The sequence below is a fragment of the Specibacter sp. NPDC078709 genome (assembly GCF_040686795.1).
Classification (GTDB): Bacteria; Actinomycetota; Actinomycetes; order Actinomycetales; family Micrococcaceae; genus Specibacter.
This window is the reverse complement of the sequence record NZ_JBFBLU010000008.1, coordinates 115,857-142,026: the sequence shown is the minus strand read 5'-3', so window position 1 is coordinate 142,026 and position 26,170 is coordinate 115,857. Positions and strand designations below refer to the sequence as shown.

Below are 26,170 nucleotides of genomic sequence, written 5' to 3'. Positions count from 1 at the left end.
GATTCCTGTGCCCCGATCGCGGAAATTCTCAATTCCGAGCCACTTTCCTATGGTCTTCTATAGGCGCTCGAAGCACTATTCCGTATAAGGAACGCTTCACCGGGCATTAAGTCGGGCGGGGTCTACGGGAATCTGGCACCTGCGGAAACACGCAGTTTCGAAAATCTCCGACATCTACGGCATTTGCTCCGGTGAGGGACCGGCTTACCGGACTTCGGCGGAGTCTATACGGGATACCCCCTGCGGACACTTGATCGTCAGGTCGCGTATCGAAATCACGCTGAGTTCTTCACTTCGGGGTCCGGTGAGATTGTCTGCACCTTGAGGTCTACTTCTGTCGGTCCGTGCGGTCACGTTCTAGACCAATCAACACGACGGAACGGCTTTTCTATGGGCGCATAGGGTCCGACCGCATGTGTGATCAGGTCCTTCACAGTTCCATTCTTGTCTTGCGAAAATGCCCTACTGTGAGGGAATGGATGTTCAGTGGATGCCAGAGCACAATGTCGGAGAAGATTTCGATGCCCCCACATATAGGGCGCGCATTTGGTCTGGGCCCATCAAGCCCGGATATGCCTGGGCTGTTGATGAGTATGAAATTTCCAACGCCTCAGAGGTCAGAGAAGCGATTGCCTGGGCGGAAACAGAGGCTGCAGGCCGGCCATTGGAATTCTTCGTCAAATGGTTCGAGACGGCATTGAGGGCACCCGACTACGAGATTATCCAGGTCCCTCGCATGATGAAATTGTTTGGCACGTCTCCCGAGGAAGATTAGAGATCAGGCGCCCTCTCGACGGGCTCGGTGTGGTCTAGGGCGCGCGACCCATTCAAGGTTCCCCAAGCGACGGACTAGCCCTCCTGCTTCCTGAATAAACATCAGGTCTTCCTGAATAAACATCAGGTCAGCCGGATGTGGGCGGGTGATCGCTGCCTGTTGCCCAGCCCTGACCCACCGATCACCCCTGCGTAAGCGCCGCCATTACCCGCTTTTGCGCACTGTCTCGATCCACACCCGCATCTACCAGCGCCCGATCCAGGCGGTCGCTATGAACACTCAGCACCCCGAACAATAGGTGCTTGATCCCGACGTGATCGGAATGAAGCTCCCGCGCGGTGCGCTGCGCCGCCTTGAGGGCGTCCAGAGACTCGCTGGTGAATGGGAATGATTCTGAGGAGTCTGGCAGACCAGAGCGGACGAAACCTACTATCGCATCACGCACCTCATCCGGCCAGACCCCCAGCGCCGTCTGCACCGCGTCCGGATCAGCGTGCAAAAGCCCCAACAGCAGATGCTCGGGACCGATGTACCGGTCATGTATAAACCTTGACTCTTCCTGAGCCATGACCACCGCCCGCACAGCCCTTTCGGTGTAGTTCCCAAACTTCGTCGAACGGCCCATGCCCTTTAGGGTAGTCTTCGCGGCGCACCAGCACCACGCGCGCGCCTGCCGATGCGCGGAAGAGTGCACGTCCCGGTAGATGTTCCGCTTACGGACGCCCCGGCACAGTGCTCAGGACTTTGGACGACCAGTGCATTCGTCATAGAGGAAAATGACAGCTTCATCCCGTGCACCAGTTTGGTGAGAGCCATGGGACGGCAAGTTTTCGGCCCGTGGTGACAGGCGTAGTCATCCACTTGGAATCGTGTACCAGACAGCGATAGCGAATACCGCTGGCAGATTTCGATCGCCTCAATCCACGACGCGGGGTTGCGGATCTCGTCGACGAACCGGCCCTGCAGGCGGTCTTGAGCCGTCAGTGTGCCTCGGTCTACAATCGAGCATGGAAAATCTTCGATTCAGCGTCGATGTCAACGCTCCCGCGCAGCACGTCTGGAACGTCATGCTCCACCTTGACACCTACCGCGAATGGACAGGTGCCTTCAGCGAAGGATCGACCTACGAGGGCGGCTGGAACGAGGGCGACGAGATCCGCTTCCTCGGTCCGAACGAGGATGGCACGGCGAGCGGTCTCCTCGGCACCATCGTCGAGAACCGGCCCCACGAGTTCGTGTTGATCCGCTATCTCGGCGATATCGAGAAAGGCATCGAGAACCGCGAAGGGCCCGCCGTCGGGCTGCACGAGAGCTACTCGTTCAGCGAGACCGAAGGGGTGACGAATCTCGTCGTCGAGCTCGAAGTGCCTGACGAGTGGGCCGACGACATGCGCGGCATGTGGTCGGAAGCAATCGTCACGATCAAACGGTTGGCAGAGCGGGTCTAGGCCGACGAAATCCTGTCCCGGCCAAGATTGGCGACAGCCCCGACACAGCGTTGTGACGGTAGCTTTCCAAAGGGGCTGCTCGTTTCTTGCCAATTCCGGTCACCCTCGCAACCAACCACTTTTCCGCCCGGTGAGGGTTCCCCCTGCGGGCATGGAGAGCGCTGTGCAAACGTCGTCTGAAAATGACATTGGTGTTCCGGGGATTTTGGGCCTCGTTGGACCAGTCATGGAGCGTCAAACGGAACGCTTCCAAAAGACTTTCCGAACAACGCTCTGACAGGATGCCGCCAAAAACCAAGCGGGTCGCTATACGCATGTTTGCGACGAGATCTGTTACCCATCTGCGGCACTTACGGCGATGGCGAATCAGGATATTTCGCACACTCACTGAACACCTACGATCGCGGGAACGATGTTTCCACACTGGGTCACCGAGAACAATCACCCACCGCATCATCAGGAGGACTCCGCTGCTCCGCTCGCATGGCCAGCGGCAATGAGGCTACGCGCATTTGCTACTGTCTTGCTAGGTAACCGGCGACGGTTTCTTCCGCGCCGTTGCCTTGATCACCGCCGTCACCATCATCGCAACGACGACAAGGAATGCGAGCCCGCTGGCTATGTACAGAGGTGCCTCTAACGCGAACGCTGCCTCGGAATTCCAATCGAAATAGGTATCGCCCACGGAGTTCAGATTGCCAAATGACAAGAAGAAGTATGCTGGCGCACCTAGGGCAATGATTCCAGCCCACAGTGACACTGCTGCCCAGTTCGGAAGTGCCGTTCGGCGGAAAAGCGTCGTCACGCCCCAAAGCAGACCGAGCAATAAACCGAGAGCAGCGAAGACGAAGCCCGGAATCGTGCTGTAGCTCTGACCAGCAGCATGCATGTCAGCAATCGTCGTTTCAAGCGGCATCCCGCTCGCGGCGACCACTGCCCAATCATTCATCAATGCCGCTCCAAACAGGGCGTAAACGATGATCGCAACGATTCCGAGGAGTGTAAGCAGTATCCGCATCATGCAAGGCTAACAGCGGCACTCAACCGATTTTCTATTATCCGGAATCTTCTCAACGGCGTATGGCCTCGGCGGAGAACCTCTCGAACTACATGGAGATGGATGAAAATGCCGGATTCGCTTTCACGCCCATGAATTGTTGGCGGGCGTAGCGCTTAGGGTTCGGTTTGCGGGACTTATGTCGTTGCACTAACGGGCCGGCTTGGATAGCGGATACCAACGCCTGGCGGCGTTGTCTGTTATCGCGCGTCGAGTACGGCAACGATCGGGCGATGATCGCTTCCTGTCTGGTCCAATGATGTGAGGACCTGTACACCGCGAACGGTCCAGGCGGCTCCGAAGAGGACGTGGTCGATCGGTGACGCGAGCCAGGCTGGCGCTGAAGTAGGCCAGGTCCCTATCGCGCCGACGTCCGTGGTGATCGCCGCATCCAGACATCCGCCGACGAGCGCATCGCCGATGCCTAACCCGGACAGGTGGTCGGCCGTCGCGTTGAGGTCACCCGCCACGATCACGTCAGGAGCGTCGCACTGCTCGGCAATCCACTGCAGGCCAGCCCTCCATTCGTCCATGCTCCCGGGAAGTGGGGGTGAGGTGTGCGCGGCGACTATTGTCGGCCCGCTTCCGTCCACCGAACGCCACACGGCACTCGGTAAGCCAGGCGTCGAGCCCGCCGAAGTGTCAACTCGGTACTCGCCGAGCCCATCGGCGATGAGCACGGACGTAGGAATCCAAGACTCACCCGTTTCACCGTACGCAGTCGCTGCCGTCATCCGATGCCCCTCCAATGCCACTAAACGTGCCACTTCAGCCACGGCGACATCATCCATCTCGGGCAGGCTCACGATGTCGGCGCCGGTGGCCAACACGAGTCGCGCGACGCTCTCGGGCGATGTAGCGCCACCCTGGGTGTTCCACGCAACGACAGTCAGATCACCGTCAGGCAGCGCACCCGCTGCCCCACGGGAAAGCAGAACTCCGCCATTAGCGAGCGATGCTATGCCGAGAACAATCGCAACTCCCGCGGCAATTCCCCACCGTCGTTTGAACAGAGCCACTATCGCGGAGAGAACCGCACCGACCCCAAGGGCGAGTGCGAGCGGAGCCCGGAATGCAATGAGCTGAGCAACGAACAGAACCGTATGCGTGCTGAAAGCCTGCGGCCACACAAGAAGCACGACGACTGGAGCGCCAAGGAGTAGGGTCACGACAAGGCTCACAGAGCGCAGCTTACGGTTGAGCATCCCTAAGTAAATCCCATCGCGAGGGTTCGCCACCAACCGGCACCGACTCGCAGGGGCTCGACCCGAGGACCTGAGCACCCGCTTAGCGATCCGCTCTCGAACGCTGTCCCGCAGGAGGGTCTCCTTCGGAATTCCGCTACGTGCCCCAGATTGGCACATTCATTGCAAACGCCCCGTGCAACTGTTGACATGAGGTTAATGCCGCCCTCGGTGCAATCCATCTGCAGGGGCGAGCCACCACGCTTTCTTCAAGCAAGGGCGCCTTCTCAGAGGTGCAACACCTGACCAACCACTGCGACCACAATGACAATGAGCGCTATAGGAACCAGGCGAAGCCACCACCGCCCGGACCATGGCCGTGGCCGATTGCGTATAGCCTCTTCAGATTCTGTGATGCCTATGAAGTCGGTGATTCGGCGCCAACGCCGCGGTTCGGTTGCCATATTGGAAAGTATTGCACTCGGCAGCCCGAGTGTGCAGCCGCTCCCCTTCGCTCAAACGGCCAGCTGCCCGTTTGAGCGAAAAGGCTGGGACCCCTCGCGTTTCACTTGGGCGATGAGAGTCAAAGTTTCTCGACTTCCCAGCTATGCATCTGAGGCGTGCGCGGAGGCTACCGAGAAAGTGTCCCGCAGGATGTTCCATGTATGGGATTTATTGATGAACACAGATGTCCGCACGTAGCCTTGTGCAATGGCATTTCACCAGGGCGCCCTCGAAGGATCCACTATCGATGTGGGAACGGGCGTGCGTATCAACTATTTTGATTCCGGTGGCGATGGCCCTCCCGTGGTCATTTTGCATGGGCTTGCGGGCAGTGCCAGGGAGTTCTTCCCAACTGCGGATGCGCTCCCTGATTTTCGGACCATCCTCATTGACCTCCGCGGCCATGGGCGAAGCACTCGACGCCCGAGTGATCTATCTAGGAAAGCCTTCGTTGACGATGTCGTTTACGTGATCAAGGCTGTCGTAGGTGGACCTGTGACGCTTGTCGGGCAGTCTATGGGTGGGCACACGGCAATGCTCGTCGCGGCAGGCCGGTCAGATCTTGTCACTAGGCTGGTGCTACTGGAAACCGGCCCCGGTAGTGGCACGCACACCCAGAACGAGGCCATGGGTGACTTCTTTCGTTCGTGGCCATTGCCTTTCCCGAATCGTGAGGTTGCCCGCGCGCATATTGGCCACGGTCCACTAGAACAAGCGTGGGTGGATGATCTTGAACAATGCAGCGATGGCCTGTGGCCACGGTTCGATGCTGACGTCATGGTCGCGGCAATCAACGCGGTATCGGAGCCGAGATGGCACGAATGGGAGAGCGTAGAAGGGCCAACGCTCGTCGCGTACGGAGAGAACGGAATGTTCACCCCCGATGAGAAATCTGAATTTGTCAGGCGGGGGCGCAATGCCGTGCGAATCGACCTAGCTGGAGCCTCCCATGACGCACACCTTGACGCCTTCGAAGACTGGATCGCGGCGTTACGATCGTTTCTATTGCCCTAAATGTCCCGCAGAGCGTTCCCCCGTGGCCACATTGCCCTGGATGGATCAGGGGTCTTGGGCTGCAGGCCACCATTGCCGGCAGTTGTCCCTGTATCACCGCTAAGTGACAGGACAGGTCAGGCGTTGACTGCCGTCGTGGGCCTGCCCTTAGACCGTCATTGCTGGAAAAGTGCCGGAATATACGTCAGCGCTGAGAACAGTGCCCACGTTGCAAGGGCATAGCTGATGCACAAGGCACCAATGGCCAGCCAACGCCCCCGCTCACCCGTCCGGCGTATCTGCTCCAGAGAGACATGACCAGCTCCTACCGCGAAAACGGCAAGAACTCCTATCCCAAGCAGCCACAGACCCGAAAAGGCAATTACAGCCAAGATGACGGCTGCCACAGCCAGTTTGTTCAGCGGACCAGTCTTCGTGGCAGTAGCTGACGCCGCAGATACACTCATTATTGGTTCCCCTAACCTCATGTAGTTAAAGACCGAGTCTAACCATGCTCTCTCCAGAGGACCACAAAGAGGTGCCGGAACGTATGCAAGATCCAGCGGGATAATCCTTGTGCGGGGCAGCCTCGGGTTTTGTTGCCCCTCTGTCCCGTTTACCGTTCCTCAAACGGGACACACAAACGACCACTTACGGGTGAGTCCAAGCCGCCGAGTCAACCAAAACCCGGCCAATGTTGGTGACTCGGAATCCGGACTGGTGACATGTTGGCGACTCGGAATCCGTACGGGTGACACGTTGGTGACACGAAACCCGGATTAGTGACACGTTGCACCGGCCTACATTTGCGCTGCCTGGAGTTGTCGGCCCACTGCGAGCTGCCCGCAACTACCGTCCCAGTGCCACGAGTTCCTCCACAGCCGCCCGGGCACCCTTGGTGTGCAGTGTGTCGAGGGTTTTCAGGTAGGCGGTGGTGAAACGATCGTTATCCACGAGATCGCCAAACACATCGCGGTTGCGCAGGAAAGCGAGCTTGTCCTCGCGCTGGCGTGCTGCGGCGGCCATGAGTGGTTCCTTGAGACGGTCAACGACGGAGATGGGCTCACCCGATTCGTCCGTCCCCTCCGCATAGCGCGCCCATGAGGCTACGATGCCGGCGGTACGGGCGATCTCGCCGTCGTTCTTCAGATTGATCCGCGCGACCGGCAGGAGCCACTTGGGAATCCGGTCCGAACTTTCCGCGCACAGCCGGGCCAAGGTGTCGCGAACGTGCTCGTTGGAGTAGCGCTCGATCAGCGTGTTCTTGTACAGCGGCAGATCCACGCCGGGCAGCGGCGAAAGCGTTGGCCCGCCCTCGAGATCCATATAATCGAGCAGGAACGTGGAAAAGAGCGGATCCTGCGCGGCCTCGTGAGCGTAGCGGTAACCGGCCAGGTACCCGAAATAGCACATGCCCTGATGCGTGGCATTGAGCAGGCGCAGCTTCATCAATTCGTAGGGTTCCACATCCTGAACCAACTGCACGCCAGCATCCTCATAGGGCGGGCGGCCCAGGGTGAAGTGGTCCTCCAAAACCCACTGCTCAAAGGGCTCGCAGACTGCCGGCCACTGGTCCACAATGCCGAATTCCTTGGCAATGGCGCTGCGATCCTCATCCGTGGTGACGGGGGTGATCCGGTCCACCATGGAGTTGGGGAAAGGGACGTTCTGGCGCATCCACGCGCCGAGTTCTGGATCCCGCAGCTCGGCGAACGCCGTGAACATCTTCTTGGCCACATCGCCGTTGCCTTGGATGTTGTCGCAGGACATGACCGTGAACGGGGCAATGCCACGTGCACGACGGCGGGAAAGCGCCTCCGTGACTAGGCCGAAGGTGGTGCGCGGGGCAGCTCCGGGCCCCAGATCGTGGACGACGTCGGGGTTTTCGGCGTCGAACTCACCCGTGACGTGGTGGAAGTTGTAGCCACCCTCGGTGACGGTCAGCGAGACGATCCTTGTTTCGGGGGACGCCATCTTTTCAATGACAGCCTCGGGGTCTGCCGGGGCGAAAAGGTATTCGGTGATGGAGCCGATCACCCGGGCCTCGCGCCGTCCATCCGGGTGCTTGAGCAGCATGGTGTACAGGCAATTTTGTTCGGCCATGACCTGCGCCATCTTCTCGTCATGGGGCAGCACGCCCACACCACAAATGCCCCAGTCGAGTGCTTTTCCGGCGTTCATGAGCCGGTCGATATACATGGCCTGGTGGGCGCGGTGGAAGCCGCCCACGCCGAAGTGCACAATCCCCGTGGTGACCTTGGACCGGTCATAGGAGGGGACGGCAACGGAAGCAGGCAAATAGGCCAGACTCTCGGCGGTGAGTTGCGGCATGGTGGCTCTCCTTTGGACGTGATATTCGTCCCACTATATCAAATGAGCGAACTTTTACCACTCAAATGAGCGAATTTGTTTTGGGGTACATTTCCAGCCTTCACGGCAGTAGTCCCCGCTGGGAGTGGGGACTATATTGGCGAGTAGCCGTGTAACTGTGGAATGACCCAACTGCCGTAGGAGTACCCGTGCCCAAGGATCTGGCCGCCCAATTAATAGAGCAACTCCAACTTGCTGGTGTGCAGCGCATTTACGGGATTGTGGGCGACAGCCTGAATCCACTGGTGGATGCGGTCCGGAAAACCGGAGGTTCCGCCAAAGGCGGTATTGACTGGATTCATGTTCGACACGAGGAGGCGGCGGCGTTCGCGGCGGGGGCCGAGGCGCAGTTGACAGGCAAATTGGCCGTGTGCGCAGGCTCGTGCGGCCCCGGCAACCTCCACCTCATGAACGGGCTCTACGATGCGAACCGCACAGGAGCTCCCGTGCTGGCCATTGCCTCCCACCTTCCCAGCAAGCAGATCGGCAGTGACTTCTTTCAGGAGACTCACCCTGACCGAATCTTTGTTGAATGTTCGGTCTACTCGGAGCTGGTGAGCACTGTGGAGCAGGCTCCTCGCGTCATGCGCAGCGCCATTTCTCATGCTGTTGGATTAGGCGGTGTGGCTGTCGTGACGTTGCCCGGCGACATTGCCAGCCTTCCGGCCAGTGCGCCCACACCACTGTGGCGGGCGCCCAATCCGGCGTCCATTGTCCCGGCCCCCGAAAGCGTCGCGGAGCTGGCTGCGGCCATCAACCAAGCTGAGAAGGTGGCCATCTTTGCCGGAGCCGGCGTCCAAGGCGCTCACGACGAAGTGATTGCTTTTGCCGAACTCATCAATGCACCCATTGGCCACAGTCTGCGTGGCAAGGACTTTATTCAATACGAGAACCCTTATGACATTGGCATGACCGGGCTGCTCGGCTATGGTGCCGCGGCCGAAGGCATAGAAGATGCTGATCTGTTGATCTTGCTAGGCACCGATTTCCCTTATGACCAGTTCCTGCCTGACACCCGCACCGCACAGGTGGACCGGGCCCCGGAACATTTAGGGCGGCGCACAGACGTGGACATCGCAGTCCACGGGGACGTGTTGCCGACCCTGCAGGCACTCATGCCACTGGTTGAGGCCAAGAAGAGCTCAAAGTTCCTGGACCAGATACTGAAAAAGCATGACCGGTTGATGAACAAGGCCGTGGGCGCCTATACCCGCAAGGCCGACAAATTGGTGCCAATTCACCCGGAATACGCGGCGTCCCTGCTGGATGAGATTGCTGCCGACGACGCAATTTTCACGGCGGACACCGGCATGTGCAATGTGTGGACGGCCCGCTACATCAACCCACTGGGCACCCGCCGGCTCATTGGTTCTTACCTTCACGGCTCCATGGCGAACGCCCTTCCCCAGGCCATTGGCGTCCAGGCTGCCTATCCTGAGCGGCAGGTCATCTCGGTCTCCGGCGATGGCGGGCTTTCGATGCTGCTGGGTGAATTGATTACGGCGGCAGCTCACAATTTGCCAGTCAACGTTGTGGTGTTCAACAACTCCACTTTGGGCATGGTCAAGCTCGAAATGCTGGTGGACGGTCTTCAGGACTTTGGTGTTGACGTTCCGGATACCAACTATGCAGCCATTGCCGCGGCGATGGGATTCCATGCTGTGCGAGTCACTGATCCTGCCGGGATCGCTGATGCCTACCGTGCCGCTTTTGCCCATAACGGGCCATCGCTGGTGGAACTCATCACGGACCCCAACGCGCTTTCCATTCCGCCTAAGATTAAGGGTGGGCAGGTCATTGGCTTTGCCACGGCCATGTCCAAGATCGTCCTGAACAAGGGTGCTGGCGAGGCCGTCAGTATGGCGCGATCGAATCTGCGCAACATTCCGCGCGGCTAGCTTCCACCCCTAACTTCCACAGCGAGTACGAGGATTCCCATGCTGATCACTGCCCTTATTTTTGCTGGACTGGCCGCCCTGGTACACGTCTACATCTTTGTGCTGGAATCCTTGCGATGGACGGACCCTTCGACCCGCAAAACCTTTGGAACCAGCGAAAGTGAGGCCCTCGCCACGAAGGAGCTGGCCTTCAACCAGGGTTTTTATAACTTGTTCCTAGCGGTCTTGGCCGCGGTAGGAATCGTTGCCGCGGCAACGGGCCACCACGAAGTGGGTGCTGCCCTGGTGTTGGCCGGTTGCGGGTCCATGCTGCTGGCCGGGCTGGTCTTGCTTTTTTCATCCCCCAAGAAGGCCAAAGCGGCACTGGTGCAGCTCACCTTCCCGCTCATCGCCGTCGTGCTGACGGTGGTGTGGCTGCTCTAAAGCGTTAACGCACGACGCCGGAGCCTGGATTGCGCTGTTCCTATGCGGATGTGCGGCGATGCCCCGTGGACACCACGGCAAGGCTGGCAAGACAGGCCACTGCCACAATGCCCAGCAGCACAGTGTAGCTGGCAAATGAGGCCAATGCAGCCAGTGCCACGGGCAGCAGGAAACCGAGGTAGCTCAGGCTATAGAAAACACCTGTCAACCCGGCCAGATCCCGGCCGGTGGCGATGCGTTGGATCTCCACAAGCCCGGAGACCAGCGCGATCCCGTAGGCGGCGCCCAGCATGATCGCGGCCGCGGCGCCCGCTACGAGCGAGAGGTAGTGAGCGTTGACGGCGGCGACACCCAGTCCAATGATCATGGCAGCCATGCCGACCAGCAGCGCCCGGCCCCTCGTGGCCCTGTTGATCCGCGCCACGAACGGTTGAATCAGCGCGCCGGTGCCCAGGGTCAAAACCGTCAAAAGCGTGGCATAACCGAGCGTCATGCTACCCAACCGGGTACCTTCCAACATGGGGATGACGGCATAGGCGACGCCGGCCGTGGCAAATATCCAGGGTGCGGCGGGCAAGATGACTCGGCGAAACCGTCGATGGGAAACCAAGGGGACGCGAAGATCGTCGCGGAGAGAGGCGGGCCTTTGGCCGGGTGCCAGAATCTCCGGCCGTACCGTCTCGGGGGCCTTGATCAGGGCCGCCAGCGCGGCCAGACTCAAAAGGACATGCAAGGCATAAGGGGTAGCTGTGGGCCATGGACCCCACTGCGCCAGAACTCCTGACGCGCCAGCGCCAAGTCCAAATCCCAGGGTCAGGATCAGGGAGGGGCGCCGTGCCCCAGCGGTGGAATCGGCCGTTTTGTCGAACGGCGCCATGGAGAGTTCCTTGAGCCAGCTAGTGCCCACAGCCATGCCAATTCCCACTCCGGCTCCTGCCAGCATGCGCCCGGCGCACATGAGCGCCTCGCTGCGGAAGCTGACGGCCAGAATGAGGCTGGCGGCGATGCCCACAAGGACACCAATGACGGTCAACGGCTTGCGCCCGTATCGGTCCGACAACGGACCGGAGATCAGCAGCCCCGGGATCAAACCCAGAACGTACGTGGCCAGAAAAAGATCCACGCTCAGCTCGGAATAGTGTCCAACGTCGCGATACAGGCTCAAGAGAGGGGTGAAGTGGTTCCCTCCCCAGGCCAGGACGAAAACTGCGGGGGCGGCACGAAGCCAGAATGCGGCGCGGGCGGCGCGCATGAAAATCACTATCCTTGAGGTTGCTTGTGTGAGGTGCGCTGGTTGCTGTTGTCGTGGGCGTGCAGGTGGGTGCGCTGCTTGCCGGCCGAGGTGTTAAGTTGCGCCGATGTGGCGTTGTAGGAGGCGCTCATAGCCGCGATGGTCGCCAGCGGCCAACGCTGTGGCCAACTGGGTATGTTCGTCCACGAAGCGCTGCAATTCCGCGGGATTGGCGCGCACCGTCAAGCAGGTGAGACGAGCTAGCCGTGGCCCCAGCGCAGCGTAGAAATCATCGATGATGGGGTTGCCTGATCCTGCCACCACGCGGGCATGGAACTGGTGGTCCGCCCGGGCGAAGGCAGGCACGTCGGAGCGCCGTGCAGCGTCACGTTGCACGGCGATCAGAGTGTCCAGATCGGTGGCGAGAGCGGCAGCCTGGGCATCCCTGTCAGTCTGCTCGGATTGACTGGCGGCCTGCAGTTCAACCGCTCGGGACTCAAGCATGACGCGAACTTGGCGCAGATGAGCGGCTTCCCGTGCGTTGGGCGTGGTGACCACAGCACCTTTTTTGGGGAAAAGGCGCAACAGTCCCTGTGCTTCCATGAGGAGAAACGCTTCGCGGACGGGAGTGCGGCTGACATTGAACTGTTCTGCAACGTCACCCTCGGTAATGAGTGTTCCCCCGTCCAGATCACCGCCCACGATCTCGGCGCTGACGCTCCCATAGACGCGTTCCACAGCCGTTTTCGCCTGCGTCGGCTCCGGGTGCCAGGACCAGTACCGGGCGATATTCGATGATGAGGTCATGCCTCCAGCCTAGCTGATAAATACATTGATAAATGCAACAGGACCTTGTGATTTAAGCCATGATTTTAAGCCGGGACTTTAACCATTGAAGAGCTGCCGTGACAGGCATACCGTTGAAGAACATCCAAGGGGGTGGCCAGAGTGGAAATTCATCTGTGGTGGCTGGAGACCGAGCTACCGGCTAAACAATGGCTGCGTGAGAACACGGGCGCCGATCAGGTACCCAGTCATGTGGTGGCGGCGGTGGAAAAGGCCGGCGGCACCATGACGAACGGATCGTTGACAGATCGGGAGTGGGAATTCATCGTGACCCAGTCGGAATTTGTGGACTGAGCGTTTGCGCTCTGATGGGTTACGGACTGTCGATTTGCGAAGTATGTGGCTGCGGACTGGGCGAACGCTCCCGCTGACCACAATCTGCTGACCACCATCTACTGGCCGCTAGCTGCTGGCCAGCACCAGCGCCGCGGTCAAAAATAGAGTCAAAGCCACGAATGGCAGGCACAGAAGCGCGTGAAGCACCTTGTGTTCGGTCAAGATGGCGACATATTCACGCAGGAACGCGCTCGGAAGAAAGTATCGGGCCGTGGGGGAGCCCACTACTTGGGCCTCAAGCCCGAGCTTGCGGGAAAGCAGGGCGGCACGGAGAACGTGGTAATTGTTGGTGACAATCACCATGGCGCCACCCCGTCCCTGGTCTTGGGCAATAGTGGCTGAAAACTGTAGATTCTCAGCCGTTGTCGTGGCCTTTTCCTCGGCCACCACGTGCTCGGAGGGCGCGCCAGCTGCCACCAGGTAGTCCGCCATGGCGGCACCCTCAGGTCTGGACTCATCCGCTCCCTGACCGCCGGACGGAATCAGTAGTGGAGCGAGCTCTTTCTGGGCGCTGGCCCGTCGGTACACTTCCAGCCCCTTGTCGAGCCGGGAGCGCAGCAGTGGCGGCACCTTCCCGTTGATGATTTGCGAGCCTAAGATGACCACGGATGCCGGAGAGACTGTGTGTTTCATGCGCCCGTACACCATGGCATAGGCCAGGAAAACCACAAAGACCACACCAAAGTAGCTACACAAGAAAAACAGCAACGCGGCCAGGCCAATGGCCACCGGATTATGCGTAATCACCAGCAGTGCGGCAATAACGGGCAGTACCAACACGGCAAGGCCCGCAATTAGGGACAGCAGGTTCCCTAGGCTGCGGCCCTCTCGGCGTATCATGCGCAGGCCATTACTAATTAAGAATCCGGCCAGAACAACCACTGCAAGAGGTGTCAGGGCCACTATTCCGAGCGTGATCCACTGCGTCCACGGGAACCATTGGGCCAGCACTTGGGAGACCCCGGTCACGGCAAACCAGCAGGCCGCCACCAGGACCAGCCCGTTGCGCAGCATGCGGGCGTCCCTACGGCGAAGGTAGAGGTAGCTGCCCCCGAGGATGAGAGCCAAGATTATGGAAAACATGCCTCCAGCCTAGGGGAGCCCAGCCGCCCCCGCATGCCGCCAGGGGCGGACGTTGCGCAGCCTCATGCGCCACCGCGGCGGGGGATGTGGCCAGTGGCGCGAGGAGGGGCCGGCGTCGTACCCGTCCTAGGAAAATCCGTGTTATGAAAAGCCAAAATGTGATCTTGGCGGCGAAGACGGGACAGGCTGGGGTAAGTAAGGGATGATGGAAAGGATGACTTCCCCCAAAAACATTCCCAGCCCCGCCGTCGCCCCTTCCGCGACCGCACCGAAGCGCCGTCCGGCCCGCCCGGCACAGGTTATGCCTGCCACCGAGGGCTGGGATCAGGCCAAGAACCCGGAAGGCCGGCCGCTGCTGCAGTTCAAGTCCCCGCGCGTTTCGCAGCCGCCCACACACCTGGCCGACATGACGCTGCCCGAGCGTGAGGCGAAGTTCAAGGAGATGGGCCTGCCGGCATTCCGCGCCAAGCAGCTCTCCGTGCACTACTTCCAGCACTACACCACCGATCCTGAGTTGATGAGCGATCTCCCCAAGGACCGCCGCGCCGAGATCGTGGACACCATGTTCCCGAAGCTGCTGACCGAGGTCAAACGGCTCACCACGGACAACGGCGATACCGTGAAGTTCCTGTGGCGCCTCTTCGACGGCTCGCTCGTGGAGTCCGTGCTCATGCGCTACCCCGGCCGCGTGACCCTGTGCGTGTCCAGCCAGTGCGGCTGCGGCATGAACTGCCCGTTCTGCGCCACCGGCCAGGCCGGGCTCACCCGCAACATGTCCACCGCGGAGATCCTGGACCAGATTGTTCAGGCCAACCGGGTCATCGCCGAGGGCGGGTTGGGGAACCTGCGCCGCGACGGTGGACACGACGCCGAGCGTGTCACCAACATTGTCTTCATGGGCATGGGTGAGCCGCTGGCCAACTACAAGCGTGTCATGAACGCCGTGCACCGCATGGTTGCCGATGGTCCCGAGGGCTTGGGCATGTCCGCCCGCGGCATCACGGTTTCTACCGTCGGTTTGGCCCCGGCCATCAACAAGCTGGCCCAGGAAGGCCTGGCCATCACGTTCGCGTTGTCCCTCCACGCACCGGACGACGAGCTCCGCGACGAGCTGATCCCCGTCAACGACAAGTGGAAGGTGGACGAGGTTCTTGACGCCGCGTACAACTACTACAAGGTCACCGGCCGCCGCGTCTCCATCGAGTACGCGCTGATCAAGGACATGAACGATCACCCCTGGCGTGCCGAGCTGCTGGCCAAGAAGCTCAATCAGCGCGGCCGCGGCTGGGTCCATGTGAACCCGATCCCGCTGAACCCCACCCCGGGCTCCATCTGGACCTCTTCGGAGCCGGAGGTTATGCAGGAGTTCATCGACACGCTGATCGAGAACGGTGTGCCGACTACCCTGCGCGATACCCGCGGCAAGGAAATTGACGGCGCCTGCGGCCAGCTCGCCGCAGCCGAGTAGCGCCAGCCGCCCCACTGTGGCGCGCCTGGCCTAAGCGGCACTTACCCAAGAACGACGCCGGAACTCAGGTTCCGGCGTCGTTCTTGGGTTAAGCGGTGGTTGGGTCAGGGGATTGCGCGTGCTGTGAACAGCGCCTCGACAGGGGATAAGTTGTCCACAGCAGGGGCTGGTGGGTGGCTTGTTCACATTTGGCTGTTGGCCTATGGTGTGCGGCAGCGGCATGGGTCATGCTCGGATTTCGAGGAAGGGATCCGTGATGGCTGTTGCTCCACAACAAGTGCCTGTGCCCAGGACCCTGTCCAACGCTATGGAACCACTGCCCGCGGAATGCCTTGCCTGCTTTATTCGCCGCACTGTTGTTTTCGGGTGCAGCGGCACGCTGGGCCTGGTGCAGTGTTGGGACCTGGCTCGGGAGGGGATGAACCTGCTAGTCGCGCGGATGCTCCGGCAAGGGGCCCATTGCGATTGCGAGGTGGTGACGACTATTTTTGAGCCTTGTATTTTCCAGATTCGCACCGATGACGGGTTGCTTATTCCGCCTCGTGCACTGCCGGAAGTTCGCCGCTGTTACGGGGTGAAGAACGCTGTCGAGAAACCGTGTGGAATGTGGTCACGGGTCATTCCCCACCAGGGGCCGCCTTGGAGTTAGTGCCTATTTGGCCTTCGCCACAATGACGTAGGCGGTGGTGGAACCCGGCTCAATTTCCGTGCGGCCGGCGTCCTGGATGACGGGACCGGCCGACTTGCGCGCACCCTTGCGGAACTCCTTCGCGGGCAGCTCGAGGATGCCGAGGGGGAAGCCGTCGGCCGCCCATGCTTCCGCGACGGCGGGTTTGGCCTCCAATAGCCAAGCAAAGAGCGCATGCGCTGCCTGGGCTGCCGCCTTGCCCGTGGACATTTCCAGGGATGCGTTCAACACAATGCTCAGGGACTGGGGCGGCAGCGGCTCTCCGGGAGGGAGCTGCGTGCCGGAAACCTGCAGCTTGGCCAACAGCTTGGGCAGCTCGGCGGCGGGCATGGGGGGCAGTCCGACGGCGGACGCCTCACCCGCCGTCGCCAGCACGTGGTCGGGGAAGGCTGCCAGCACCTTGGCGAACATCTTGGCGTCCGCACGCCGGACAGTCTTGCCGAAATGTCCGGATGCCCACTCCCGCCAGTCGGGGTTTTCAGGGTCGCCCAGGAAAGCCTGGACGGAAGCCAGCGCCGCTGCAGCAATGCCGTGCTGCTCGCCGGCTGGTTCCTCTCGGTCAACGAGTAAGATGATGGGCTGGATTAATTCCTGCTGGATGTGTTCGGTAAATTCACTCACACCACAAGCGTATCGCCGCCAGTTCCCTTCATCGATCGATGTGGTCATACGCTTCCTGCGCCGCGGACAAGGCACTCAAGTGCTCGATCGACCAGTCCTGGAGCGCGCGCAGAGGTTCCAGCAGTGTGCGGCCTGTGTCGGTGAGCGCATACACGACCCGAACCGGCACTTCCGGGTAAACCGTGCGGAGCACGAGCCCGTCACGCTCAAGCCTGCGCAGGGTCTGAGTCAACATCTTCTGTGAGATTCCCTCGATCCGGCGGCGCAGCTCCGAGAAGCGCGCATCGCCCTGCCCCAAGATCCCCACGATGAGCACAGTCCAGCGATCGCCGATGCGGTCCAGGATCGCACGCGTCGGGCAGTCGGCCTGGTACGGGTTGCCGTGAAGCGGGGGATCAAAGCCCATGGTTACCACAAAGTGCCTTCTTCCCGATGGAGACTTGCTCTCCTATAGTAACCAGTAGTTGCCAGTTGTAGCTAGGCGCAACGTTTCAATCCATCGTTTTAACGAAAGGCATTCAATGTCCCGCATCACCATCATCGGTGGCTCCGGCTACGCCGGATCCGCCATCGTCGCAGAGGCCGTTGCCCGCGGTCACCAGGTCACGGCCTACAGCCGTTCACTGCCGGAAAAGCAAGTCCCGAACGTGGCCTACGTCCAAGGCGACGCCGCGGACGAGCCCGGACTCGCCGCATTGTTTGAAGACACGGATATCGTCGTGGGCGCACTTTCTCCGCGTGGGGCACTTGCCGAGAGCTATAGCGATGTGTACCGGGCCATCGCGCGTCTGGCCGACGCTGCGAAGGTGCCGCTGTTCATCGTGGGCGGGTACTCGTCACTGCGCCCCGCGCCAGGGGAGCCGCGCTTCGTGAGCGACCTCAGCCACGCCCCTGCGGAGTATCACGCGGAATTGACCACGGTTGCTGCGCTAGTTTCCGACGACCTCCCAGCCACGCCCACAACACTCGACTGGGTGTTCGTGAGCCCGGCCGGAAAATTTGGTGCACACGTCCCCGGCGAGCAGCTCGGCCGCTATCGCATCGGCGGCGACGTCGCGCTTCATCCGGACAGCGGAGGGGAAATCTCCGGCGCCGACTTTGCCCTCGGATTTCTCGACGTGATCGAACAGGGCAACCACCACCGGGCGCACCTCAACCTGGCCTACTGAACGGACGAGTCCTCACCTTCCCGGGCCGGCCCCGCGCCTGCCCGGCCGCCACGACCCGGGGGAGGGCGTGGCCCGCTGCTGGCCGGCTGTTGGCCGGAACATCGCACGAACTGTGGCAGGCTGGACGGTGAATGCCGCCGTCCAGCTTGCCACCAGGAGCCTGCCATGAACCGTCCGCTGACCGTTGCTGCCCGTGCCAAGGTGGCGCCCTTTGCCGTCATGGACATTCTCCAGCGGGTGGCCGATCTCCGTGCTGCCGGACGCGACGTGATTTCCCTGTGCGCCGGTGAGCCGAGCGGCGGAGCGCCCAGCGCGGTGTCGGCAGCGGCCGCAGCACTTCACGCCGCCGGAACGCCGCTGACGTACACGCCCACTCTGGGCATCTCCGAGCTACGCCAGGCCATCGCCGGGCACTACAAACGCTGGTACGGTCTGGATGTTCCCGCTCGCAACGTTGCCGTCACGACCGGATCTTCGGGGGCGTTCATGCTGGTGTTCCTGGCCGCCTTCAACCCAAGAGATAAGGTGGCGCTGGCCCGTCCCGGCTACCCCGCCTACAAAAACATCCTGACAGCCTTGGGCATTGAGGTCATCGAGCTCGACGCCGGAGCAGACTCCCGCTTCCAGCCCACCCCGGCGATCCTCGACGCGGCGGTCGCCAAACATGGTCCGCTGGCGGGTTTGATGCTGGCCTCGCCAGCCAACCCCACAGGCACCATGGTGTCCCGGGAAGAGCTGGCCGCCCTCACCGGGTGGTGCGGCGAGAACGGGGTGCGGCTGATCAGCGATGAAATTTACCACGGCATCACCTACCCAGCCCCAGGCAACCAGGATCCCAAGGGCGTGTGCGCCTGGGAACTGGACCGGTCCGGCGTCGTGATTTCCAGTTTTTCCAAGTACTGGGGGATGACGGGATGGCGGCTTGGCTGGGCGATTGTGCCCGACGACCTGCTCCAAGGCGTGGACGCGCTGGCTGGCAACGTGGCCCTGTGCCCGCCCGCGCCGGCGCAAATGGCGGCCCTTGCGGCGTTCAGTGAGCAGGCCTACGCGGAGGCCGACGCGGCTGTTGCGGAGTTCGCCCGCACCCGCGATTACGTCCTGTCCAACGTTGCGGGCCTGGGCTGGACGGATGCGGCACCGGCCGACGGCGCCTTCTACTTCTACGCCAACCTCGGCCCAGCGCTCGCAGGTTTCGCCGACTCCCGGGAATACTGCGCGGCACTGCTGGAATCCGAGGCCGTGGCGCTGGTGCCGGGCGCCGACTTTGACGGGGTTGGCGGGCTGGCCACAGTTCGCTTGAGCTTTGCCGCAGGGTACGACGCCGTCCGTGAGGCCTTGGTGCGGATCGAAAGGTTCCAAGCGGCTCAGGCAGTGTGACGCACCGGGGCGGGGTAACGCGGGTGCGGAGTAGTTATTCGGCCGGCTTCAGGTGGGTGGTGGGCACCCTGTCGCGGTCGTAGGTGATGGAATCAAAGCCGTGTGGTGCAGGCTTGTGGTCCGGCCCCAGGTTCACGAACACCACCTTTTCAATGGTGAGGATGGACTCGCGCGTGAACATGTTGCGCACTTCCGCGCGCATGGTCAGCGACGTCCGGCCAAAGTGGGTTGCGGTCAGGCCCATCTCGATGAGGTCCCCCAGGACAGCAGACGAGACGAAGTTAATTTCAGACATGTACTTTGTCACGGCCATGCCGTTGCCGAGCTGGACGATGGCATAAATTGCCGCTTCCTCGTCGATCCAACGCAGCAGGCTGCCGCCAAAAAGCGTGCCGTTGGCATTCAGGTCCTCGGGGCGGACCCATTTGCGGGTGTGGAAGGTAATATCGCCGTTGCTCATGAAACAAACTTACCGGTGAGCAGTGCGGCTTGGGCCCGGTTTGTCGGCGGAAACACACCATGTGTTGTGCCACAGCTCCTCGGTTTGAGGGATCTGTTCCTCCATAGACACGGTCACACGGAACGCTGTCCACAAAAGCGTTTGCCGCCCTTTTTTCCGGGACGCGGAACGAGAAGTGTGGTGCCATGGAAAGGATCAACCATGGATAACTATTGTGGCCCCGATGATGATTGGTTTGCGGGCGAGAGGGACATAGACGAGGCTGTGGATCGACAGTTTAGGCAGCTGACGACTCCGCTCGTGAAGCCTCACGACAACGAATGTCTAGTGTGTTTCTTATTGCGAGTTGTGCCAATGCTTGAACCTTTGGGGTTCGCCATGACTCGTAGGTTTAGGGATAATAATGCTCCGCGTGCCATCAAGCTTGGTGATCGCTTAAAGTCCCTGGGCATCAGTGGTGACGCGCAACTGCTCCAAGCCGGGGTGGTTGCTAATACGAACATCTGGGAGGTGGAACGCTGCCCGGATTGTGGCGTTCCAGCAGGAGCACCCTATTGTTTCGGTGTGCGAAAGGGATCCACGCAGCCCTGTGAGCTGTGGACCTGGCGCCGATACGCCATAGCAGAACGACTAGATGACTGGTTGGACCGCCGCTACTGAGGGCGGCTGTGCTCAGGGCGGTGTTGCTCAGGGAGGCGCTGCTCAGGGCGGCGCTGCCGGGATGAAAAAGAAGGCGGCACCCGAGCTGCGCCTGATGCGCAAGCCGGGTGCCGCCGTCGAACTTTCCCTGAATGGGGACTGTTGGGAGGTTACTTCTTCAAGTGATCCACCAGTGACTCGGCGATGCCGATGTACTTGCCCGGGGTCAGCGCCAAGAGGCGCTCCTGAGCGCCGTCCGAGAGGCCCAAGCCTGAGACGAATTCCTGCATGCGCGCAGCATCCACGCGGTGGCCGCGGGTCAGGTCCTTGAGGCGTTCGTAAGGGTCTTCCATGCCTTCGACGCCGGCGATGGCCTCAGCGCGCATGACCATCTGGATGGCCTCGGCGAGTACTTCCCAGTTGTGGTCCAGATCGTAGGCCAGAACGGCTTCGGCGGTATCCAGACGGCCCAGGCCACCCAGAACGTTGTTGATGGCCAGCAGGGAGTGACCAAATGCCACGCCGATGTTGCGCTGGCTGGAGGAGTCGGTGAGGTCGCGCTGCCAGCGGCTGGTGACCAGGGTTGCGCCCAAAGTGTCGAGCAGGGCGTTGGAGATTTCCAGATTTGCTTCAGCGTTTTCGAAGCGGATCGGGTTGACCTTGTGCGGCATGGTCGAGGAACCCGTGGCGCCCGGAACCGGGATCTGCGCGAAGTAGCCGATGGAGATGTAGCTCCAGACATCCGTGCAGAGGTTGTGCAGAATGCGGTTGAAGCGTGCCATATCGGCGTAGAGCTCGGCCTGCCAGTCGTGGGATTCAATCTGGGTGGTCAACGGGTTCCAGGTCAGGCCCAGGGCTTCAACGAAGTTCTTGGCAACGTCTTCCCAGTTGGCTTCCGGGACGGAGGCATAATGTGCGGCGTAGGTTCCGGTGGCCCCGTTGATCTTACCCAGGAATTCGGTCTTGGCAATGCGGTCCAACTGACGGGTCAGGCGGAAAGCCGTGACAGCCAGCTCCTTGCCCAAAGTGGTGGGGGTTGCGGGCTGGCCGTGCGTGCGTGAGAGCATCGGGACGGCACGGTTTTCCTCCGCCATCTCAGCGATTTTTGCTACGAGCGCGCGTGCGGCGGGAAGCCAAGCATCCTCAACGGCGCCCTTAACACCAACGGCGTAGGAGAGGTTGTTGATGTCTTCGCTGGTGCAGCCAAAGTGAACCAGCGGCTTCAGGCGCTCCAGCCCCAGTGCGGCAAGGTGGTTACCGATGAAGTACTCCACAGCCTTGACGTCGTGGACCGTAACCTTTTCAATGTCGGCCAGTTCCTTGACGGATTCTGCATCAAATTCGGTCACGATGGCGCGCAGGCCAGCCTGCTGATCTGCAGTCAACGGCTCCGTGCCGGGCAAGACGTTGTTGTTGGTCAGGTGGATAAACCACTCAACTTCAACAGCTACGCGATCGCGGTTCAGGGCAGCTTCAGAAAGGTAGTCAACCAGAGGTGCGACGGCGCCGGAGTAACGGCCATCAAGGGGCCCCAAAGCGATGCGGTCGGAGGAAGCGGCCAATGACTTGCGGCCGGAAGGGATGCGGGCTGTGGCATTTGCGGAATCAGACATGGCCTAATTCTTTCATGAACCGCCAATTCCTCCACAGTGGGGGCTCCCATCTGGACAAGCCACAATCCGGGGCAGCGGTGTGGTGCGAACTTTAGCTGGCATTCTAGGGTGGCTTTCAGAGCGGTGTCACGAGCACGTGCTAGGGAAGGTGGTGCAGCACATGGCAGGAGAAGGAGCCTTCCAAGCCGCTGCTGGACCACGCTTTGGGCCGGCACCAGAAGCCGTAGCTGCCATGGCCCTGCGGCTCGCTGGAATCTGCCAGGAAATGGCGTCCTTGCGGTTGCAATTGGCCCAGGTAACACTGGTGAACTGGAAATCCCCGGCCGCTGCTGCCTTCCGAGAGGAGCTTGCCGAACGGGATGTAGCTATGACCGCCGCTATTCGTGCCATTGAAAGAGCAGTTACTGAGGTCGACGCCTATGGGCGTTTTCTAAGCAGCAACCCCGGCAACCTCATTGCTCCAACGGAATGCCTAAACCCAGCTTTTCAGTGGCAGCCTCGCCCAGCCTATGGTGGCACGGCGGGAGGGCCGTTTCAGTGGTGAACCATATTATGGGAAAGGTGCTGACATGAGCGACTGGCGAGGGGATGGGACCGAGTTCACCGTTGCGGGCGGCCTCAACTCCATCAGTTACGTGCTGGAGGAGATCACGGTTGCCGGACACACGGTGGGCATGCTGTCCGAGCGTATGGGTCAGCTTATTGACACCCTCGAGTCTGAAGGTAACTGGTTAAGCCGAGCCGCGGTAGGGGCACTGCCTTATCCCTACGGTCCGCTGGCCGCCGTACGTAACGCGGTGTGGATTGCTGGGCGGGGAAAAGAGGAGATAGCTAACTTCGCCCACAAAGCACGCCGGGCAGGTGAAAACTATGCGGACGTTGAAGCCAGCAATGCTGCGCTCATAGCCCGGATAAATCGACTTTCTGCCCTTCACAAGGGTTTGAACACCTGGCTTCTGGGTCCGTTGGCGCCGCTGCAGTTTATCTTCGATGCAGCAGCATTGTCGCGGCAACCAGGCATGGGGCTGCGCGATTTGACGGAAAAGATGCTCAATGACGGCGGTGCTTACGGGGCAGGTCTGCTGGGCCCAGGTGCCGGGGTGTTGTATCTACTGTCCCAGCTCCGCAGACAGAACCTCGGCGCCTCAGGTGTCCAGCCAGCCTTTATGCTTCGGAAGGCCTTTGATGGAACGGGACTGGCTCGGCCCGGCCAGGTGGCGGTTCGGGCGGTTCCGGTACGGGAATGGGACCCCACAGACCCCTACTACCCGCCGGGCCACGCATCGTACGCAGACGGTGTGCCATGGAAAGTGGAAGCCAGTATTGAGGGCCTTTTGGCTGGCACTTCCGATGCCTACAAATACCCGCCTGGGTCCATCGGGGTAGTACGGATTGAACGTCCCGACGGCAGCAACGCGTGGATAGTGCACCTTCCCGGAACTGAAGACTGGTCCACGATTGACAGTAAAAATCCCTTTGACATGGAAGGTAATTTGGAGGGCCTGACGGCGGCCCAGCGAGAAGCTTTCCAGCAGCAGGAAGTGGTGGTGCAAGAACTTATTAAGGAAGCGCTGCGAGCCTCAGGTGCCTTACCGGGAGATGACGTACTCCTCACCGGGCACAGTGGCGGCGGCATCCACGCTGCTGCGGCAGCGGCAGATCCGGCATTCTTGGCGGAAGTCAATGTGAAGATGATTATCATTGCCGGATCCCCGGCGAAAAACGCCGCCGTCGATGAGGGGACGTCGGTGCTAGATCTACAGAATGAGCACGACATCGTCACTGCCACCGACTTTGGCCCACCAGCGGCGGCACCCAATTGGGTGACAGCGACATCGCACCGCCCGCCGTCGGGGAACGGCTCGGATTTGGGCAAGGTGATACAGGAAGCTCACGCCATAGATAACTATCTAAAGGATGCCGCCACACTTGATCAGTCTCAGGACCCTGCGGTCGAAGAGTCCCGGGAGATCCTCAGAACAATTATGGGAGCAGGGGGCGCAGGTGCGGCTGTCGCCGGGACCAAGTGGGTGTATCAGGGGAGGGACGTTAACTCTCAGCCTGAAACCAAAGCTCAACCCAAATCCAAACCCAATCCAACGATCGATCGTGCCAAGAAAGCAGGTATGGGCGGATCATTCAACACTGGCACTCGCCAGCAACCGCTGATTCCTAGCGTCGGGACTTCGATTTTCCCAAGTTCCCCGTCAGCAAGGAAACAACGCTGATGATCAAGGCGGCCAGAATGGCTGTCCAGAAGAAATTATCAATGGTGAACTGCACCGGTGTGTAACTGCTGAGCCAGGCCGTCAGTGACAACATGGCAGCATTGATAACGATGGTGAACAAGCCCAGAGTCAAGATGGTCACTGGCAGCGACAGTAACTTCACAATCGGTTTCACCAAGGCATTGACCACACCAAAAACCAAACCAATAAACAAATATCCCAACGCCGTGTTGACGGTATCGGCCGTGCCTGATGGTCCGCCCAGATTGGAATCGAGAACTGACGTGGAGGCAATCTGCATGCCGGGCAGGATCCAGCTGGCGATCCACAGGGCAACGGCATTGATCACAACTTGAATGACGATTCTTCGCATGGCTCCATAGTTCCACAGTCCAGCGTCTGTGGCATGCGTCAACCATCCACACTTCACCCCCGGGTCTCGCTCCGCTCGCCCGGGGCCCCTCGGCCATTAGCGCCTAATGTCCTCCCCGGGTCTCGCTCCGCTCGCCCGGGGCCCCTCGGCCATTAGGCTTAGCTCATGACCGAGATTAATAGTCCTGCAAAGTCAGCTGTACGGCCCCGTCCTGCGGTGGACCGCTTGCCAAAGTATGTTGCGGGGAAGCCGCCGGTGGATATCCCCGGTTTGGAAAGCTTCAAATTGTCGTCCAACGAGAATCCCCTGGGTCCCGTTCCGGCCGTTATGGAAGTCTTGCGTAATGCGGTAGATATACACCGGTATCCGGACTCGGGCAGCGCCCGCTTGTGCGCAGCCCTCGGCGAGTTCCTTGACGTGCCAGCGAGTGACATTGTTCCCGGTGCTGGAAGCCTCGGCGCACTGAACCAGATTCTGGCGGCCTTCGCAGGCCAGAATGACAACGGCGTCCAGGATGAGGTCCTCTACGCTTGGCGTTCATTCGAGGCTTACCCCATCTGTGTAGGTCTCGCGGGAGCAAAAAGTGTCCAGATTCCAGTACGCGCCGATGGCAGCCACGACCTACACGCCATGGCCGCCGCTGTCACGGAGAACACGAAGGTGGTGCTGCTGTGCACCCCGAACAATCCGACAGGGCCGGCCCTGGGCGCCGCGGAAACCGAAGAGTTCATCCGAACCGTTCCACGCGACGTAGTCGTTGTTATTGATGAGGCCTACCAAGAATTCGTACGGGCAGGGGACGCTGTCAATGGCGTGGATCTCTACCGCAAGTACCCCAACGTCATGGTCCTGCGGACATTCTCCAAGGCGCATGGACTGGCCGGCTTGCGCGTTGGATACTCGCTCTCGCAGCCCGAGATCACCCCGCATGTGCGCGCAGCAGCGACACCGTTTGCTGTCTCTGGAATCGGGGAGTCGGCCGCGATCGCCTCGATGGAAAACTACAGCCAAGTTGTGGAAAGAGTACAAAGTCTGGTGGATGAACGCAATCGCGTTATGGCTGGTCTGAAGGATCTGGGCTGGGACATTCCAGACGCCCAAGGTAACTTTGTGTGGCTGGCACTGGGAAGCAACAGCCAAGAATTTGCGGCGTTGGCGCAGAGCCAAGCGCTCTCGGTGCGTGCCTTTGGCGAAGAAGGCGTCCGGGTCAGCATCGGTGAGGTGGCGGCGAACACCCGATTCCTTGAAATCTGTGCGTCCTATACAAAAGAGCCACGACGTTCCTAGCGGTTAACAAAGGCAGTATTTGCCGGGCTGTACCGATACAGTTGTAAATCGAAAACGTATATATATGCGCACCGCGGAATGCATTCCGCAAGCGGCATA

Annotated in this window: 25 protein-coding genes; 12 read left to right on the top strand and 13 right to left on the bottom strand. The window is 60.7% G+C overall.

The window, feature by feature from the left end; all coding sequences use genetic code 11:
• Positions 1 to 490 precede the first annotated feature (490 nt).
• A complete protein-coding gene (locus AB0P14_RS14990; RefSeq protein WP_363843871.1) occupies positions 491 to 775 on the top strand; it encodes a hypothetical protein in 285 nt (94 codons plus the stop codon).
• A 181-nt stretch (positions 776 to 956) separates the two neighbouring features.
• Here AB0P14_RS14990 and AB0P14_RS14985 read toward each other — a convergent pair whose 3' ends face one another.
• Positions 957 to 1,343: a Clp protease N-terminal domain-containing protein gene (locus tag AB0P14_RS14985; RefSeq protein ID WP_363843868.1), complete on the bottom strand. Its 387-nt coding sequence runs from the start codon at positions 1,341 to 1,343 to the stop codon at positions 957 to 959.
• 439 nt (positions 1,344 to 1,782) lie between these two features.
• Here AB0P14_RS14985 and AB0P14_RS14980 point away from each other — a divergent pair, with 439 nt between their 5' ends.
• Positions 1,783 to 2,223 (top strand): SRPBCC domain-containing protein, encoded by a 441-nt coding sequence (locus tag AB0P14_RS14980; RefSeq protein WP_363843865.1) that lies wholly within the window; start codon positions 1,783 to 1,785, stop codon positions 2,221 to 2,223.
• A gap of 526 nt (positions 2,224 to 2,749) precedes the next feature.
• Here the strand turns inward: AB0P14_RS14980 and AB0P14_RS14975 are convergent.
• Positions 2,750 to 3,241 (bottom strand): hypothetical protein, encoded by a 492-nt coding sequence (locus AB0P14_RS14975; protein ID WP_363843863.1) that lies wholly within the window; start codon positions 3,239 to 3,241, stop codon positions 2,750 to 2,752.
• Positions 3,242 to 3,480: 239 nt separating this feature from the next.
• Entirely contained in the window at positions 3,481 to 4,461 is a 981-nt protein-coding gene (locus AB0P14_RS14970; protein WP_363843860.1) for an endonuclease/exonuclease/phosphatase family protein, read from the bottom strand.
• A gap of 714 nt (positions 4,462 to 5,175) precedes the next feature.
• Here AB0P14_RS14970 and AB0P14_RS14965 point away from each other — a divergent pair.
• Positions 5,176 to 5,982, top strand: coding sequence for an alpha/beta hydrolase (locus tag AB0P14_RS14965; protein WP_363843857.1), 807 nt, complete (start codon positions 5,176 to 5,178; stop codon positions 5,980 to 5,982).
• Between the two features lie 155 nt (positions 5,983 to 6,137).
• Here AB0P14_RS14965 and AB0P14_RS14960 read toward each other — a convergent pair whose 3' ends face one another.
• Together AB0P14_RS14960 and AB0P14_RS14955 are read right to left on the bottom strand one after the other, a co-directional pair.
• Positions 6,138 to 6,428 (bottom strand): DUF4190 domain-containing protein, encoded by a 291-nt coding sequence (locus AB0P14_RS14960; protein WP_363843854.1) that lies wholly within the window; start codon positions 6,426 to 6,428, stop codon positions 6,138 to 6,140.
• Between the two features lie 382 nt (positions 6,429 to 6,810).
• A complete protein-coding gene (locus tag AB0P14_RS14955) occupies positions 6,811 to 8,292 on the bottom strand; it encodes a mannitol dehydrogenase family protein (protein ID WP_363843852.1) in 1,482 nt (493 codons plus the stop codon).
• Positions 8,293 to 8,480: 188 nt separating this feature from the next.
• On the opposite strand from AB0P14_RS14955, the gene AB0P14_RS14950 reads away from it, so the two are divergent.
• Entirely contained in the window at positions 8,481 to 10,229 is a 1,749-nt protein-coding gene (locus AB0P14_RS14950; protein ID WP_363843849.1) for a pyruvate dehydrogenase, read from the top strand.
• A 39-nt stretch (positions 10,230 to 10,268) separates the two neighbouring features.
• Positions 10,269 to 10,652 (top strand): DUF1304 domain-containing protein, encoded by a 384-nt coding sequence (locus tag AB0P14_RS14945; RefSeq protein WP_363843847.1) that lies wholly within the window; start codon positions 10,269 to 10,271, stop codon positions 10,650 to 10,652.
• A 40-nt stretch (positions 10,653 to 10,692) separates the two neighbouring features.
• Here the strand turns inward: AB0P14_RS14945 and AB0P14_RS14940 are convergent, their stop codons facing one another.
• Positions 10,693 to 11,904: an MFS transporter gene (locus tag AB0P14_RS14940; protein WP_363843844.1), complete on the bottom strand. Its 1,212-nt coding sequence runs from the start codon at positions 11,902 to 11,904 to the stop codon at positions 10,693 to 10,695.
• A gap of 93 nt (positions 11,905 to 11,997) precedes the next feature.
• On the bottom strand, positions 11,998 to 12,690 hold the full coding sequence (locus AB0P14_RS14935) for a GntR family transcriptional regulator (RefSeq protein ID WP_363843841.1): 693 nt from the start codon (positions 12,688 to 12,690) through the stop codon (positions 11,998 to 12,000).
• A 141-nt stretch (positions 12,691 to 12,831) separates the two neighbouring features.
• On the opposite strand from AB0P14_RS14935, the gene AB0P14_RS14930 reads away from it, so the two are divergent.
• A complete protein-coding gene (locus tag AB0P14_RS14930) occupies positions 12,832 to 13,023 on the top strand; it encodes a hypothetical protein (protein WP_363843838.1) in 192 nt (63 codons plus the stop codon).
• A 108-nt stretch (positions 13,024 to 13,131) separates the two neighbouring features.
• On the opposite strand, the gene AB0P14_RS14925 is transcribed toward AB0P14_RS14930, so the two are convergent.
• Positions 13,132 to 14,148 (bottom strand): YdcF family protein, encoded by a 1,017-nt coding sequence (locus tag AB0P14_RS14925; protein WP_363843835.1) that lies wholly within the window; start codon positions 14,146 to 14,148, stop codon positions 13,132 to 13,134.
• A gap of 214 nt (positions 14,149 to 14,362) precedes the next feature.
• Between AB0P14_RS14925 and rlmN the strand changes: the two genes are divergently transcribed.
• A complete protein-coding gene (gene rlmN / locus AB0P14_RS14920; RefSeq protein ID WP_363843832.1) occupies positions 14,363 to 15,616 on the top strand; it encodes a 23S rRNA (adenine(2503)-C(2))-methyltransferase RlmN in 1,254 nt (417 codons plus the stop codon).
• Positions 15,617 to 16,268: 652 nt separating this feature from the next.
• On the opposite strand, the gene AB0P14_RS14915 is transcribed toward rlmN, so the two are convergent.
• Together AB0P14_RS14915 and AB0P14_RS14910 are read right to left on the bottom strand one after the other, a co-directional pair.
• On the bottom strand, positions 16,269 to 16,925 hold the full coding sequence (locus tag AB0P14_RS14915) for a peptidyl-tRNA hydrolase (RefSeq protein WP_363843829.1): 657 nt from the start codon (positions 16,923 to 16,925) through the stop codon (positions 16,269 to 16,271).
• Between the two features lie 28 nt (positions 16,926 to 16,953).
• Positions 16,954 to 17,331, bottom strand: a complete 378-nt coding sequence (locus AB0P14_RS14910) for a helix-turn-helix domain-containing protein (protein ID WP_363843826.1) — start codon at positions 17,329 to 17,331, stop codon at positions 16,954 to 16,956.
• Between the two features lie 115 nt (positions 17,332 to 17,446).
• Between AB0P14_RS14910 and AB0P14_RS14905 the strand changes: the two genes are divergently transcribed.
• Both AB0P14_RS14905 and AB0P14_RS14900 read left to right on the top strand, forming a co-directional pair.
• A complete protein-coding gene (locus AB0P14_RS14905) occupies positions 17,447 to 18,094 on the top strand; it encodes an NAD(P)H-binding protein (RefSeq protein WP_363843824.1) in 648 nt (215 codons plus the stop codon).
• 165 nt (positions 18,095 to 18,259) lie between these two features.
• Positions 18,260 to 19,471, top strand: a complete 1,212-nt coding sequence (locus AB0P14_RS14900) for an aminotransferase class I/II-fold pyridoxal phosphate-dependent enzyme (protein WP_363843821.1) — start codon at positions 18,260 to 18,262, stop codon at positions 19,469 to 19,471.
• A 34-nt stretch (positions 19,472 to 19,505) separates the two neighbouring features.
• Here AB0P14_RS14900 and AB0P14_RS14895 read toward each other — a convergent pair whose 3' ends face one another.
• Entirely contained in the window at positions 19,506 to 19,931 is a 426-nt protein-coding gene (locus AB0P14_RS14895) for a hotdog domain-containing protein (RefSeq protein ID WP_363843818.1), read from the bottom strand.
• An 809-nt stretch (positions 19,932 to 20,740) separates the two neighbouring features.
• Positions 20,741 to 22,183 carry an adenylosuccinate lyase gene (purB, locus tag AB0P14_RS14890; RefSeq protein WP_363843816.1) on the bottom strand — a complete coding sequence of 481 codons (1,443 nt, stop codon included), beginning with the start codon at positions 22,181 to 22,183 and terminating at the stop codon, positions 20,741 to 20,743.
• Between the two features lie 160 nt (positions 22,184 to 22,343).
• On the opposite strand from purB, the gene AB0P14_RS14885 reads away from it, so the two are divergent.
• Together AB0P14_RS14885 and AB0P14_RS14880 are read left to right on the top strand one after the other, a co-directional pair.
• On the top strand, positions 22,344 to 22,727 hold the full coding sequence (locus AB0P14_RS14885; RefSeq protein ID WP_363843813.1) for a hypothetical protein: 384 nt from the start codon (positions 22,344 to 22,346) through the stop codon (positions 22,725 to 22,727).
• Between the two features lie 25 nt (positions 22,728 to 22,752).
• Positions 22,753 to 24,411 carry a hypothetical protein gene (locus AB0P14_RS14880; RefSeq protein ID WP_363843810.1) on the top strand — a complete coding sequence of 553 codons (1,659 nt, stop codon included), beginning with the start codon at positions 22,753 to 22,755 and terminating at the stop codon, positions 24,409 to 24,411.
• Here the strand turns inward: AB0P14_RS14880 and AB0P14_RS14875 are convergent.
• Positions 24,356 to 24,784, bottom strand: a complete 429-nt coding sequence (locus AB0P14_RS14875; protein WP_363843986.1) for a phage holin family protein — start codon at positions 24,782 to 24,784, stop codon at positions 24,356 to 24,358. The two genes, AB0P14_RS14880 and AB0P14_RS14875, sit on opposite strands and share 56 nt — an antisense overlap.
• A gap of 165 nt (positions 24,785 to 24,949) precedes the next feature.
• On the opposite strand from AB0P14_RS14875, the gene AB0P14_RS14870 reads away from it, so the two are divergent.
• Positions 24,950 to 26,071 carry a histidinol-phosphate transaminase gene (locus tag AB0P14_RS14870; protein ID WP_363843807.1) on the top strand — a complete coding sequence of 374 codons (1,122 nt, stop codon included), beginning with the start codon at positions 24,950 to 24,952 and terminating at the stop codon, positions 26,069 to 26,071.
• The last annotated feature ends 99 nt before the right edge of the window (positions 26,072 to 26,170 follow it).